The sequence below is a fragment of the Candidatus Brevundimonas colombiensis genome (genome assembly GCA_029202665.1).
Lineage (GTDB): Bacteria > Pseudomonadota > Alphaproteobacteria > Caulobacterales > Caulobacteraceae > Brevundimonas > Brevundimonas colombiensis.
The window spans coordinates 976,453-990,685 of record CP119326.1 but is presented as its reverse complement, the minus strand read 5'-3'; the positions used below and the strand labels follow the sequence as shown (position 1 = coordinate 990,685).

Here is a 14,233-nt window from a genome sequence, read left to right as displayed (position 1 = left end):
CCGTCAGAGCAGGCGGATCTCGCGCAGCCGTTCGGTCAGATAGTCCTCGGCCAGGATGGTCTTGCCGGCATAGCGGTCGGGATTGTCCGGCGTGATGGCGCTGGGCAGGGTCTCGATCGGGAAGTCCGGGTTGAAGTGCAGGAAGAAGGGCGTGGAATAGCGGGCGAAGCCGCGCCGTTCCGCTGCCGGATTGACCACCCGATGCGTCGTCGACGGCAGGACGTGGTTCGTCAGCCGCTGCAGCATGTCGCCGATATTGACGACGAGCGCGCCGGGGGGCGGCGCGATGTCCAGCCAGCTGCCGTCCTTCTCCTTCAGCTGCAGCCCGGCCTCTTCGGCGCCCAGCAGCAGGGTGATGACATTGATGTCCTCATGCGCGCCGGCCCGCACGCCGGGGGCATCGGCCGGCACGGGCGGATAGTGCAGCATCCGCAGCACGCTGTTGCCCATCTCGACCTTGTCGGCGAAGAAGTCGTCGCCCAGCTTCAGATAGCGGGCGATGGCGCGCAGAATCTTGGCGCCCAGAGCGTCCAGGTCCTCGAACATGCCGTACAGATGGTCGCGGAAGCCCTCGATCTCGGTCGGCCAGACATTGTCACGCATGTAGCGGCGGTAGGGATGACCCTCCGGCAACTCGCGTCCGACGTGCCAGAACTCCTTCAGGTCCACCGTCTTGGCGTCCTTGGCCGCCTCGACCCCGAACGGCGTCAGACCCCGCGCCCCGCCCGTTCCGGGCTGGTGATACTGGCGCTTGGTCTCCTCCGGCAGGGCGAAGAAGGCCTTGGCGTCGTCGACGGCGGCGGCGATGCGGGCCTCGTCCAGGCCATGGTCAGCCACCACCGCAAAGCCGAACCGTGAGAAGGAGGCGCCAAGGGCGTCACTGAACGCCTGGAAATCGGCGTCATGCTGTTTCATCGAAACCGGCGTGATGGTGCGGTCCTGCGGGCGGTTGTCTTGGGTCGCGCTCACGGGGTTCGTCCTTCGGTCAGGGGAGGGTGGGCGCTTCCCTTACCCCTAATCCGTGCGATTGTCAGTTCGCTCGACCGGGGTGGGCAAGCCCGTTCATGCGGCATACAGGTTGGAACCTTCACAGTAAGCGTTCGTTTCCGCGCCAGATCGCAAATACGAAGAGGACCTTTTCATGCGCGCCAAGTTCATCGTCACCAGCGTCTCGATCGCCGCCCTGCTGGGCGCCGGCGCCTGCACCACCACCGATCCGTATCAATCCGGCCCAGTTCGCAACAACACTGGCACGGGAGCGATCGCCGGCGCCCTGGGCGGCGCCCTGCTGGGCTATCTGACCAACACCTCTAACGGCGAACAGGGTCGAAAGAACGCCCTGATCGGCGCCGGCGTCGGCGCGCTCGGCGGCGCGGCCGTGGGCCAGTATATGGATCGCCAGCAACGCGCGATGGAATCCCAACTGTCCGGCTCGGGCGTCGGCGTGGCGCGTCAGGGCGACACCCTGGTCCTGCGGATGCCGTCCGATGTGACCTTCGCCACCAACCAGTCGTCCATCGACCCGCGCTTCCTTCCGGTCCTGCAGGATGTGGCCCGCGTGCTGCAGCAATATGATCAGTCGACCGTCGACGTGATCGGCCACACCGATTCTTCGGGCGGCGACGCGATCAACCAACCCCTGTCCGAACGTCGCGCCAGCAGCGTCGCCTCCGAACTGGTCCGCAACGGGGTCCTGGCCCAGCGCCTCTATGTCGCCGGCAACAGTTCGCGCAATCCGGTGGCGTCTAACGCCACGGTTGAAGGCAAGGCGATGAACCGCCGTGTGGAGATCCTGATCCGTCCGTTCACCGGCTAATCCAGACCTGATTTTAGCAAGACCTAAGGGCGGCGTCGCGAGACGTCGCCCTTTTTGCAGTTCGGCCCCTCGCCTACGCTTGCATAGATTCGGACATCAAGGTTAGCCCAGACGGTGTCTGCACAGGAGCGACGTCGTGACGCCCGACGATTGGGACTTTGGACAAGGCTTGAAGCTAGCCGGTGTCGCCGTGGTCTGCGCCATTCTGACCGCGACCGTCGTGATCGCCCTTGGCGAAGCCGCTCTGAACCCAAGGCCGAACAGCTTGCAGCCATCGCATTCGCAGGGCGGATCACAGGACTGATCCTGTTCAAACAGAAACGCCGCCTCCTTGCGGAAGCGGCGTCAAAATCGTCGACGTCTTCATCGATCCTTTGGACCGCCGGTCTGGTGTCCAGACCGGCTTTCCATTGGGTCTTAGAAGTTGATGTCGATGGTCGCGCGGCGGTTGAGCGGTTCACGCACGCCGTCGGCGGTGGGCTTGGCCAGGTTGGTCTCGCCCTTGCCGTCCAGGGCGATCACGCCGCCGTTGACGCCTTGAGCCACCAGGGCGTCCGCGACGGTGCGCGAACGACGGTTGGACAGACCCAGGTTATAGGCGGCCGAACCCGAGGTGTCGGTGTAGCCGACGATCAGGACGCGCGTCGGACGACCCGACTTGGCGTAGTTGGCGGCCTGCGTCACCACCGAACGGGCTTCCGCCGTCAGGTCCGAGCGATCCCAGTCGAAGTAGACCACGAACTGGCGAGCGACCGGGGTCTGAGCGACCGGAGCCGGCGGAGGCGGCGGAGGCGGCGGCGGCGGCGGCGGGGGCGGGGGCGGGGGAGGCGGCGGCGGCGGCGCGTCTTCAGCGCCGAAGCTGTAGCGCAGACCCAGGGTCACGGTGTGCGACTGATCATAGTCGCCATCCCAGGTGCCGAACGACGTGGCGCCCACGCCGGTGCCGGCCGTGGTCGAATCCCACGAGGCGTCGCCCGTCAGATAGCGGTAGGTCAGGTCGATGTTGGCGCGGTCGCTGATCGCCCAGGCCAGACCGGCGATCGCCTGAGCGGCGAACTTGGTCGAGCTGTCGTCAGCGGCGAACGCAGCCAGACGGTTGGCGCGCAGCGCGCCGACGGTGTCGACGTTGACGCGGTTCACACCGGCGCCCAGACCCACGAACGGACGGATGCCCCAGGCTTCGTAGCCGAAGTCATAGATGACGTTGGCCATCAGGGTGGCGGATTCGATGTCGCCTTCCGGCGAGAAGCAACCGCCCGTCGCCGGGGTCAGGTTGCACAGGCCTTGCGTGCCGGAAACGGCGCGGACCTTGCCGATGTCGCCCGAGCGGTAGCCGCCTTCGAGCTCGACGCGCCAGTTGGGGTTGAAGCGATAGCCCAGGCGCGCAAAGGCGGCCCAGCCGTTGTTCACTTCATAGTTCCAGTTGGCGCCGGTCGTCGACGACTCGGCGTTGATGTCGTCGATCATGTGGTAACCGGCGTCGATGGCGCCGTACCAACCATTGGGTTCCGCCGATGCGGCGCCGGCGGACAGGGCCAGGGCGGCCGCTGCGCTGGAAGCCAGCACGAAAGTCTTCATACGCATAAGGGGGTATCCCTCCGCCTCTGTTTATAGGGGGCGGGTCTACCGCCTAAGGCGGGACATAACAGCCTTGCCTTGGAAGGTCGAGGCGAAAAGGTGACAAATGCTCAGGCTTGGGCGGTCACCGTGGCGTTGATGCTACAGGTAAATTTTCGAAATTGTCGACCCTAAGTTAACTTTCGGCCTCTGGATCGTCACAATCCAGAGCAGAAATCCGACCCAACTCTGACGCGCAGCTGACCACCGACAGGGTTGGCGTTAAGCGGCGATCATCTGCATCGCCAGCCATTCGGCGAACAGGGCCGGGTTGTCTTCGCCTTCGATCTCGACCGTCAGCTCATGCTTCAGCAGCCAACGGCCGCCGCCCTTATCCTCGGCGGACACCAGCTTGAAGCGGCCGCGAATGCGCGATCCGACGCGCACAGGGTTCAGAAACCGCAGTTTGTCGAAGCCGTAGTTGACGCCCATCACCGCCCCGTCCAGCGGTGCGACCGCGTCATAGCTCATGGCCGAGGCCAGGCTCAGCGTCAGAAAGCCGTGGGCGATGGTTCCGCCGAAAGGGGTCGTCTTGGCGGCCTCGGGATCGACGTGGATGAACTGGTGGTCCTCGGTGCAATCGGCGAAAGCATTGATCCGGGCCTGATCGACCTCGAACCATTTCGACACCCCGACCTCCTGGCCGATCAGCGCCTGGAGTTCTTTGGCCTGCGTCATCGTGTCCTCGCTCCCTTTTTGATTTTGCGGCAGGGTGACCCACCGTCGGGGCGAAGAAAAGCCCTCAGGCGGTGAACCGGCTTTCGATGATCTGGGCATAGAGCGCCGGATCGACATTCGCGCCGGACAGGATGATGGCGGTCATACGCCCTTTGGCCGTAACCTTGCCGGTCAGAAGGGCCGCCAGAGACACTGCGCCGCCCGGTTCGATCACCAGTTTCAGATGACGGAAGGCGAAGCGCATCGCCTCGGCGACCTCGGCGTCCGACACGGCGACGGCGCCGGCCAGCCGCCGGTTGATCGGCCAGGTCAGTTCGCCCGGCGTCGGCGCCATCAAGGCGTCGCAGATCGAGGGCGCCCCTTGCGGATGCCCGACCCGTTCGCCTGCAGCCAGGGACCGGGCGGTGTCGTCGAAGGACTCCGGCTCCACCACCAAGACCGAGGTCGCAGGGCTGCGTTCGGCCATGACCAGATTGATCCCGGCCATCAGCCCGCCGCCTGACGCGCCGCAAAGCAACTGATCCAACGGGGCATCCGCCTGATCCAGAACCTCAAGGGCTACGGTTCCCTGGCCCTCGATGATGAAGGGGTCGTCGAAGGGGGGAACCAGAACGGCGCCTCGCTCGGCGGCCAGGGCCGCGCCGATGGCCTGGCGGTTCTCGGTCCAGCGATCATACATCCGCACCTCGCCGCCGAAGGCGATCACCCCATCGACCTTCACCTGGGGCGAGTCCGACGGCATGACGATGACGGCCGGCGCGCCGATCAGGGCGGCGGCGGCGGCGACGCCCTGAGCGTGGTTGCCGGAAGAAAAGGCCACTACGCCGCGCCGCTTCTCCTCGGCCGTCAGGCGGCTGATGCGATTGTACGCCCCGCGAAACTTGAAAGCTCCGGTGCGTTGCAGGGTCTCGGCCTTCATCAGCACCCGCCCCCCGACGGCGGCGTTCAGGGCGGGGCTTTCGATCAAGGGCGTACGGACGGCGACGCCGTCGATCTGGCGGGCGGCGTCCAGAACGCCTTCATAGCTGGGCCGGTGCGTGGTCATATGCTCCCATAGACCGCAAGGTCGGCGCCGCCCAAGACGCCGCAGGGAGAAAATCCATGAGCCTGATCCTCGCCATCGACCAGGGCACGACCTCGACGCGGGCGATCGCCTTCGAGATCGCCGGGCCAGCCGGACAGGGCGGATCGGGCCGGGCGGCGGACGACCTGCGTCCCGTCGCGGTCAGCCAGATCGAACTGGCCCAGCATTTCCCGCGATCCGGCTGGGTGGAGCACGATGCCGCCGAAATCTGGAGCGCGACGCTTCAGACCTGCCGCGAGGTGGTTCGCAAGGCTGGCGGCGTGGCCCGGTTCGACGCCATCGGCATCACCAACCAGCGCGAGACGGCGGTGGTCTGGGATGCGACGTCGGGCGAGCCGCTGCACCGCGCCATCGTCTGGCAGGACCGCCGCACGGCCGACGTCACCGCGCGCCTGACAGCCGAAGGCCATGAGCCGAAGGTGCAGACGGCGACCGGCCTGATCCTGGACCCCTATTTTTCAGCGACCAAGTTCGCCTGGCTGCTGGACGCCGTCCCGGACGGGCGCGAGCGAGCGGCGCGAGGCGAGGTCAAACTGGGAACCATCGACGCCTGGCTGATCTGGAAACTGACCGGCGGGCGGGTCCATGCGACCGACGCCACCAACGCCGCGCGCACCGCCCTGATGGACCTGAAGACGGTCCAGTGGCGCGACGACCTGTGCGCCCTGTTCGACGTGCCGCGCGCGGCCCTGCCGAACATCGTGCCCTGCGCAGGCGTGATCGGAGAGAGCGACCCGGTCCTGTTCGGCCGGCCCCTGCCCATCGCCGGATCGGCGGGCGACCAGCAGGCGGCCCTGGTTGGTCACGGCGCCCTGACGCCGGGCGACGCCAAGATCACCTATGGTACAGGCGCCTTTCTGGTCGCCAATGTCGGCGACTGGCCCGTCGCCTCGACCCGACGCCTGTTGGGCACCCTGGGCTATCAGGCCGGTGGCCGGACCGCCTATGCGCTGGAGGGCTCCATCTTTTCGGCCGGGTCGGCCATCCAGTGGTTGAGGGACGGGGTCGGCATGATCTCGCAATCGCGTCAGTCCGAGGCGATGGCGCAGGACCTGCCCGACAACGGCGGCGTTTATCTGGTCCCGGGCTTCACCGGCCTGGGCGCGCCGTGGTGGGAGCCGGAGGCGCGCGGGACCATCATCGGCCTGACGCGGGATTCCGGCCCGGCTCATTTCGTCCGTGCGGCGCTGGAGTCCTTGGCCTATCAGACGCGCGATCTGCTGGACGCCCTGGCCGAGGACGGCGCCCCGCCGCTGAAGACGCTGAAGGTGGACGGCGGGGTCACCGCCAACAGTTTCGCCATGCAGTTCGTCGCCGACATCTGCGACGTCGAGGTGGAACGGCCCGCCTTCCAGGAGATGACCGCCCTGGGTGCCGCCCGGCTGGCCGCCCTGGGCGTCGGCCTGGTCCCCGATCTGGAGGCCCGCCCGGCCGAGGCCCCGGCGCGCTGGACCCCGCGCATGCGCCAGGCCGAGCGCGAACGGCTGCTTTCCGGCTGGCGTCGCGCGGTGAAGGCCGCCATCATCGCCGCGCCGAACCGGGCCTGAGACCCGGACCGCGAAACGGAAACGCCAAGAATAACGGACCGGGCCCGCCCATGACCGACGCCTCCTCTCCCGACGCCCCCGCCCCCGACCTGGATGCTCAAGGCGCATTTTCCGGCACGCGTGAGGTCGACCCGCGCTATCAGTTGGACGACGCGGCGCTGGACGCCTGGATGACGGGACACGTCCCGGGCTACGCCGGTCCCCTGACCGTGCGCCAATTCAAGGGCGGACAGTCCAACCCGACCTATGAGCTGACCACGCCGACGGCCGCCTATGTGCTGCGACGCAAGCCGCCCGGCGTCCTCTTGCCCAGCGCCCATGCGGTGGACCGCGAATATCAGGTCATCTCCGCCCTGGCCGCCCAGGGGTTTCCGGTGGCCCAGCCCCACGCCCTTTGTCTGGACGAAGGCGTCATCGGCTCGATCTTCTATGTGATGGATAAGGTCGAGGGGCGGATTTTCTGGGATCTGAAGCTGCCCGGCCTGACGCCGCCCGAACGGCGCGCCATCTATGAGGCCCAGACCGACACTCTGGCGCGACTGCACGCCTTCGACCCCGCCGCCATCGGCCTGGCGGACTATGGCAAGGCCGGAAACTATTTCGCGCGTCAGGTCGGGCGCTGGACCAAACAGTATCGCGCCTCCGAGATTGAGCCGATCGCCGCGATGGATCGGCTGATCGCCTTCCTGCCCGACAGTCTGCCGGCAGAGGGGCCAAGCCGGATCGTCCATGGTGACTTCCGGCTGGACAATATGATCCTGGCGCCCGCCAAGACCGAAAATGGGGCCGAGGTTCGGGCCGTGCTGGACTGGGAGTTGTCGACCCTGGGCGATCCGATGGCCGACTTCTCCTATCTGCTGATCGGCTGGGCCATTCCCGCCAGCCTGCGCAACGGCCTGGCCGGGGCGGACCTTGAGGCGCTGGGCATTCCCTCCGTCGAGGAGACGGTCGAACGCTACGCCGCCGCCACCGGGATGCGGCCCGCCAACCTGGATTGGCTCTATGCCTATAACCTGTTCCGTCTGGCGGCCATCTGCCAGGGCATCGCAGGCCGTGTCCGCGACGGCACCGCCGCCAGCGCCCACGCCCGGACCATGGCCGCACAGGTCGGCCCGCTCAGCGACGCGGCCTGGGGTTTCGCGAAGAAGGCGGGCGCCTGACGCTCAAGACGGGCGTTAATGGACGTCCGAAGTCCGCCAGACACCGGCGCGGCGCCTGAATAGACAGCGGCCTCTTTCTTACCCGGAGGTCACATGTCCATTCTCATCAACAAGGTCGCCGTCATCACCGGCGCCAGTTCCGGCATCGGCGCCGCCGCCGCACGATTGTTCGCACAGGAGGGGGCGGCGGTCGTGGTCTCCGCCCGCCGCCGCGACCGGTTGGACGCCCTGGTCGCCGACATTCAGGACGCGGGCGGACAGGCCGCGGCCGTGGTCGGGGACGTCACCGATCCCGCCCTGTCGGAGGAACTGGTCGCCACGGCCGTCGAACGGTTCGGCGGGCTGGACATCGCCCTGAACAATGCGGGCGCGATCGGGTCCAGCGCTGCGACGCCCGAAATCAGTCTGGAGCAATGGCGCGAGACCCTGGACGTCAATCTGACCGGCGCCTTTCTGGGCGCCCGCGCGCAGATTCCGGCCATGCTGGCGCGGGGCGGCGGGTCGTTGATCTTCACCTCGACCTTCGTCGGTCCGGTTCTGGGGCTGCCGGGCATGGCCGCCTATGCCGCCGCCAAGGCCGGAATCGTGGGCATGTCGCGCGTCATAGCGGCCGAGTTCGGACCCAAGGGGGTGCGCAGCAACTGCATCCTGCCGGGCGGCGTGGATACCGAGACGGGGCGAGAGTTCGCCAATACGCCCGAGATCGTCGCCTTTGTTCAGAACATGCATGCTCTGAAACGGATGGGCACGCCGGAGGAGATCGCCAGGGCCGCCCTGTTTCTGGCCTCCGACGCGTCCAGCTTCATGACGGGATCGGCGATGCTGGTCGATGGCGGCGTGACCATCAACAAGACCTGACGGGTTCTAGTCCTGCGTCGCCGCGCCGATGATCTGACGATCGGTCTTGGCCTGAACCAGAACGACGACGGCTTCGCCCTCGGCGGCGCGGGGCACGGAAAACAGCACCGGACGGCCGCGCCAGTCGCCCAGGCGTTTGATGTCGCGCACCACATTGATGTGACGCACGGCCTGGCCCCGGTTCTCGCCGGTGCGGACCTGAACCACCTGGGGGCCGGGGGTGTAGGTGACGGCGATGACCTCGGCGCCGCCTGCGGGCGCCCGGCCCGAGCCGACGCCGACCTGGTCGCCGGTCTCTCGGAACTCGATCTGGGGCGGCCAGTTCAGGCGGCTGGCCTCTTCGCCGATGGCGGCTTCCAGCTGCGCGGCGTGGGCGCCCGACATCTGGCGGCGGCCGTCGATGACCACTTCGGGCGTCGAGACGCCGCGCAGGCGAAGCGCCGAACGATAGGCGCGCTGACGCTCCGAAAACTTGGGCTGGGCGAAGGTGTCGGTCCAGCCCAGATAGTCCCAATAGTCGACGCCATAGGTCAGGGCGATCACGCCCCGATCGTTCGCCGCCCGCTCGACCGCCGCATTGGCCTCAAGGCAGCTGCCGCAGCCCTGGGCGGTGAACAGCTCGATCACCACCGGCGGCGCATTGCTGGCGGCATGGCGGACGGCGGCGGCGGGACGCGCGCGCATCGGCTGGGCCGAGGCGCCTGCCGACACAAGGGCGCCCGCAATCACCGTGCCCGCAATGACCCAGCCTGTGGTTTTCATGGTCCTGTTCTTAGGCTTCGATATTCGGCGGATCGCCTCATAAGTGCGTGAGACCGCCTCAATCCATCAGCTGTTGCGACAGATAGACATAGTGGCGGGCCCAGCGGCGGGCGTTGGCCACCGGATCGGCGTCGTTGGAGTGACCGCCCGCCGTGTCCTCGTAATAGAGGTGGTCATAGCCCAGGTCGCCCAGACGGGCGGCGAACTTGCGCGCATGGCCGGGGTGGACGCGGTCGTCGCGGGTGTTGGTGGTCAGATAGACGCGCGGATAGGCGGCGCCGGGCCGCAGCTGCTGATAGGCCGAATAGCGGGCGATGAAGGCGGCGTCCGTTGGGATACGCGGGTCGCCGTATTCGCCGATCCAGGAGGCGCCTGCGGGCAGGTCCTGATAGCGCAGCATGTCCACCAGCGGACTTTCGATCACCGCCGCATTGAACAGTTCCGGGTGCTGGGTGATCGACACCGAGGTCAACACCCCGCCGTTCGAGCGGCCATAGATGCCCAGGCGGCGCGGGCTGGTGACGCCGCGCTGCTCCAGATCGCGGGCCACGGCGGCGAAGTCGTCGAAGGCGCGCTGACGGTTCTCCTTCAATGCGGCCTGGTGCCAGTCGGGACCGAACTCGCCGCCGCCGCGGATATTGGCCTGAACGAAGACGCCGCCCCGCTCCAGCCACAGCTTGCCCATCTCGGGCTTGTAGGCCGGGTTCAGGCTGACCTGGAACCCGCCGTAGCCCAGCATGATGGTCGGGTTCGACCCGTCCAGCTTCATGTCGCGCGGACGGGTGATGAAATAGGGGATTTTGGTCCCGTCGGCCGAGGTGGCCTCATACTGTTCGGTCACGTCGCGCGAGGCGTCGAACTTGGCCGGGGCGGATTTCAACGTTGTCAGGGTCGCAGAGTCCGCATCGGCCAGGCTGAGGGTCGGCGGCACGAGGAAGCCCTGGGTCGAAACGAAGACCTCGCCGCGCGACTTGGAGGAATCGCCAAGGCTGACCGAAAGATTATCCGCAACCTGAATGGGTTGGTCGCTCCACCCGTTTGATCCGCCGAACTGGAACCGAACAAGACGGCCGCGCACGCTGTCATTGATCGAAGCGACCAATGCGCCGTCGAAGACGCTTACATCATTGATGGCCTGGCGTTGCGAGGGCTGGAAGACGATCACCGGATCCGTGGATGCGACGACGTCGAGACGCACGCCGGGCGTCGGCGTGAGAATCCGTCCGAGACCGACTGCGATCAGGCTTCCGGCCTTGACGGTTTCGTTCCACGGGGTGGTCCAGTTCTCCTCGACGGTTGCGACCAGCAAACCAGACCCGAGGTTTTGGATCGGAAGTGTTTGCATCACGCCGTGCAGGCTGACCCTGGCGGGAAGCGCCAGTCGAACCGGCCCCTGCGGCGTAAGAAGCATGGTGTCCGACCGGAACGTGTCCAGCGGGCGGGTGATGATGACGGCCGTGACCCGGCCGGCCTTGTCGCGATAGACGGCGGGGCTGACGCCGTAGCCGCCGTCCGACTGTTCGCCGCGATAGACCTCGGTCGCCTGGGCCAGGGTCTGGCCGCGCTTCAGGGTCTTGACGATGAAGGGATAGCCGGACTCGGTCATCGTCGGCTTGCCGTTCTCTGGGCCGAAGTCGGTGGCGACCAGAAGCGTGTCGCGGTCCAGCCATTCGATGCGGTGCTTGCCCTCGGGCAGGCGGAATCCATCGTCGATGAACCGTTTGGTCGGGATGTCGAACTCGCGCACCACCACCGCGTCCTTGCCGCCGTCCGACAGGCTGATCAGGCAGCGGGTGTCGTCGGGGGCCAGGCAGTCGGCGCCCTTGAACACCCAGTCCTTGCCTTCGGCCTTCGACAGGGCGTCGATGTCCAGCAGCGTCTCCCACCGGGGCGTAGCGGTGCGATAGCTGGCCAGCGTGGTTCGCCGCCATACGCCCTTGGGATTGGTCGCGTCCTGCCAGAAGTTGGCGATCCCGTCCCCAAGGAAGGATGGGCTGGGGATGCGGTCGGTGGCGGTCAGGATGGCCTGCGCCTCGGCCCGGAAGGTCTCATAGCGCGGATCGCCGGTCAGGGCGGCCAGCGACTTCCGGTTTTCCGCCGCGACGAAGGCCATGGCCTCGGCCCCGTCCACCTGCTCCAGCGCCAGATGATCGTCGGCGGCGGCGACGCCGGCCGGGGTCAGGTTGTGAGGATATCCAGGCGGCGGCCCCATGCGCTCGGGATCATGAGTCGCCCAGGCGTCATTTTCGACAGGGACAGTCGCGCAGGCGCCCATCAGAAGCGCCGGGATGGCGGCGGACAGGATCAGGTGACGCATGGCTTGAACTCTCCGCTCATCCCCGCGAAGGCGGGGACCCAGACCTTTGGGCGTTCGGCGTCGCCCATCTCTTACTGAACACGACCCCAGCCGCCGAACCTCGCGAAAGCACTGGGGCCCCGCCTTCGCGGGGATGAGCGGACTGTGGACCTACTGCTGCGCCGGCGTGTCCATCAGGCGTCGCGACAGATAGGTGTATTCCAGCGCCAGACGCCGGGCGGTTTCGCGCAGGTTGGCCCCGGCCGCGTGGCCGCCGTCGGTGTTTTCGTAGAACAGCACCGGATAGCCCAGCTCTTCAAGCCGCGCCGCCGCCTTTCTGGCATGGCCGGGGTGGACGCGGTCGTCCTTGGTCGAGGTGTGGATGAAGACCTCGGGATAGGGCTGGCCCGCGCGCAGGTTCTGATAGGGCGAATATTGCTCGATCCAGGCGCGCTGTTCGGGGATGTCCGGGTCGCCGTATTCGCCCTTCCAGCTGGCGCCCGCCAGCAGCTTGTGGAAGCGCAGCATGTCGAACAGGGGCACCTGGATGACGGCGGCGTTGATCAGGTCCGGGCGCTGGGTCAGCATCGCCCCCATGAACAGCCCGCCCTGCGAGCCGCCCATGATCCCCAGCTTGGGCTGGCTGGTGATGTCGCGGGCGATCAGGTCCAGGGCCACGGCCTGGAAATCCTCATGCGCGCGCTGGCGGTTCTGTTGCAGGGCCGCCTCGTGCCAGCGGGGGCCGAACTCGCCGCCGCCGCGCGTATTGGCGATGACATAGACGCCGCCCCGCTCCAGCCACAGCTTGCCGACCGTCGCCGAATAGCCGGGCAGCAGCGAGCTTTCGAACCCGCCATAGCCGTACAGCAGCGTGGGGTTGGAGCCGTCCAGCGGCATGTCCGCCCTGTGCACCACGAAATAGGGGATCATGGTCCCGTCGGCGGATCGCGCCTCGTGCTGGTCCACCGTCATGCCCGTCGCGTCGAACTTGGCAGGCATGGACTTGACCTGATCGACCGCGCCGGTGGCCGCATCGGCCAGCCACAGGCTGGATGGGTTCAGATAGCCGGTGACGGTGACGAAGACCTTGTCGTCCTTCTCCGAGGCCGAGCCGACGCCGACCGAGACGTTCTGGGGCAGGTCCAGCGTCGTATGCGCCCATTCGCCATCGCTTCCCCGGGGACTGGGCGTATAGACCCGCACCGAACCGCGCACATTGTCATACAGGGCCACGACCAGACGGTTGCGGGTGACGTTGACGCCCTCGATCGCCTGACGCTCGGTCGGGCGCAGCACCAGTCGGGCCGGGGTCGCCGGATCGGCCAGCCAGGTCTCCAGCGGCCAGGCGATCAGATCGCCGGTCTTGAAGTCCTGTCCCGATGGCGCGGTCCAGTCCTGCTTCAACGACACCAGAAGCCGGCCATCGACCAGGCCGCTGATGTCGGACTTGGCCGGCAGTTGCAGCTGGGTCAGGGCGCCGTCGTCGGCGACGCGCCAGGTCTCGGACGAATAGAAGTCCACCGAACGGTTGATCAGGACCGCCTTCACCACCCCGTCGGCGTCGCGCAGCGTATAGCCCGACACCGAGACGTCGGTCGGCTGGCCCGTGAACAGGGTCTGGGCCTGATCCAGGCTCTGGCCGCGCGTCATCCGCTTGACCACCATCGGATAGCCGGAATCGGTCAGGGTGCCGGAACCGAAGTCGCGCGAGACCAACAGCGTGTCCTTGTCGATCCATGATGCGCCGCCCTTGGATTCGGGCAGGACGATGCCGCCCTCGACGAACCTGCGCTCGACGCTGTCGAACTCGCGCAGGGTCACCGCGTCCTTGCCGCCGTTCGACAGGCTGATCAGGCAGTAGCGCTCCTCGGGCTGGAGGCAGGTCGCGCCCTTATAGACCCAGTTCTGGCCCTCGGCCGCCGCCAGGGCGTCGAAGTCCAGGATCGTCTCCCACTGCGGCGTCGCGGTGCGGTAGCTGTCCAGCGTCGTGCGGCGCCATACGCCGCGGACGTGCTGCGCGTCCTGCCAGAAGTTGTCGATATGGCCGTCATGGGTGAAGCCTGGCGACGGGATCCGGTCCTGCGACTGAACGATCTCTAGCGCCTGTTGATGCAGGGTCTCGTAGCGGGGGTCGCCCTGCAGCACGCCCAGCGAATGGGCGTTGTGGGCGCGCACCCATTCCATCGCCCGGTCGCCTTCGACATCCTCCAGCCAGATATAGGGATCGGTCGCTTCGCTGGTCGCAAAACCTGTAGAGGCGGCAGGCGCCGAAGTCGTCGTTTGGGCCATGGCTACCGATGTCAGGCTGGTGGAGGCAAGAAGGGCCGCAAGGACGGCGGCGGAGGAACGGATCATGCGGCGGATTCCGAAATTCTAGGTTGCGCGCACCTTAGCGCCGGGGTCCCGGGCGGCAAG

12 protein-coding genes are annotated in these 14,233 nt (G+C 67.2%); 5 read left to right on the top strand and 7 right to left on the bottom strand.

Features of this window, described 5'->3' with window-relative positions:
* Positions 1 to 3 precede the first annotated feature (3 nt).
* Positions 4 to 915 (bottom strand): 2-oxoglutarate and iron-dependent oxygenase domain-containing protein, encoded by a 912-nt coding sequence (locus P0Y50_04650; protein ID WEK41523.1) that lies wholly within the window; start codon positions 913 to 915, stop codon positions 4 to 6.
* 226 nt (positions 916 to 1,141) lie between these two features.
* Here P0Y50_04650 and P0Y50_04645 point away from each other — a divergent pair, with 226 nt between their 5' ends.
* On the top strand, positions 1,142 to 1,816 hold the full coding sequence (locus tag P0Y50_04645; GenBank protein WEK40903.1) for an OmpA family protein: 675 nt from the start codon (positions 1,142 to 1,144) through the stop codon (positions 1,814 to 1,816).
* Between the two features lie 136 nt (positions 1,817 to 1,952).
* Positions 1,953 to 2,120, top strand: a complete 168-nt coding sequence (locus P0Y50_04640) for a hypothetical protein (GenBank protein WEK40902.1) — start codon at positions 1,953 to 1,955, stop codon at positions 2,118 to 2,120.
* Between the two features lie 113 nt (positions 2,121 to 2,233).
* Here P0Y50_04640 and P0Y50_04635 read toward each other — a convergent pair whose 3' ends face one another.
* From P0Y50_04635 to P0Y50_04625, 3 genes are all read right to left on the bottom strand, one after another.
* The gene (locus tag P0Y50_04635; GenBank protein WEK41522.1) at positions 2,234 to 3,394 is read right to left on the bottom strand and encodes an outer membrane beta-barrel protein; all 1,161 of its coding nucleotides are present in this window, start codon (positions 3,392 to 3,394) and stop codon (positions 2,234 to 2,236) included.
* Positions 3,395 to 3,655: 261 nt separating this feature from the next.
* Positions 3,656 to 4,111 (bottom strand): MaoC family dehydratase, encoded by a 456-nt coding sequence (locus P0Y50_04630; GenBank protein WEK40901.1) that lies wholly within the window; start codon positions 4,109 to 4,111, stop codon positions 3,656 to 3,658.
* Between the two features lie 64 nt (positions 4,112 to 4,175).
* A complete protein-coding gene (locus P0Y50_04625) occupies positions 4,176 to 5,156 on the bottom strand; it encodes a threonine/serine dehydratase (GenBank protein ID WEK40900.1) in 981 nt (326 codons plus the stop codon).
* Between the two features lie 56 nt (positions 5,157 to 5,212).
* Between P0Y50_04625 and glpK the strand changes: the two genes are divergently transcribed.
* The 3 genes from glpK (at position 5,213) to P0Y50_04610 (ending at position 8,760) form a co-directional block, all read left to right on the top strand.
* On the top strand, positions 5,213 to 6,742 hold the full coding sequence (gene glpK, locus P0Y50_04620; protein WEK40899.1) for a glycerol kinase GlpK: 1,530 nt from the start codon (positions 5,213 to 5,215) through the stop codon (positions 6,740 to 6,742).
* Positions 6,743 to 6,792: 50 nt separating this feature from the next.
* Positions 6,793 to 7,902 carry a phosphotransferase family protein gene (locus tag P0Y50_04615; GenBank protein ID WEK40898.1) on the top strand — a complete coding sequence of 370 codons (1,110 nt, stop codon included), beginning with the start codon at positions 6,793 to 6,795 and terminating at the stop codon, positions 7,900 to 7,902.
* 93 nt (positions 7,903 to 7,995) lie between these two features.
* Positions 7,996 to 8,760 (top strand): SDR family oxidoreductase, encoded by a 765-nt coding sequence (locus P0Y50_04610; protein WEK40897.1) that lies wholly within the window; start codon positions 7,996 to 7,998, stop codon positions 8,758 to 8,760.
* Between the two features lie 6 nt (positions 8,761 to 8,766).
* Here P0Y50_04610 and P0Y50_04605 read toward each other — a convergent pair whose 3' ends face one another.
* The 3 genes from P0Y50_04605 to P0Y50_04595 form a co-directional block, all read right to left on the bottom strand.
* The gene (locus tag P0Y50_04605; protein WEK40896.1) at positions 8,767 to 9,522 is read right to left on the bottom strand and encodes a DUF1223 domain-containing protein; all 756 of its coding nucleotides are present in this window, start codon (positions 9,520 to 9,522) and stop codon (positions 8,767 to 8,769) included.
* 58 nt (positions 9,523 to 9,580) lie between these two features.
* Entirely contained in the window at positions 9,581 to 11,839 is a 2,259-nt protein-coding gene (locus tag P0Y50_04600) for a prolyl oligopeptidase family serine peptidase (GenBank protein WEK40895.1), read from the bottom strand.
* 150 nt (positions 11,840 to 11,989) lie between these two features.
* Positions 11,990 to 14,173, bottom strand: a complete 2,184-nt coding sequence (locus tag P0Y50_04595; GenBank protein ID WEK40894.1) for a prolyl oligopeptidase family serine peptidase — start codon at positions 14,171 to 14,173, stop codon at positions 11,990 to 11,992.
* Between the last annotated feature and the right edge of the window lie 60 nt (positions 14,174 to 14,233).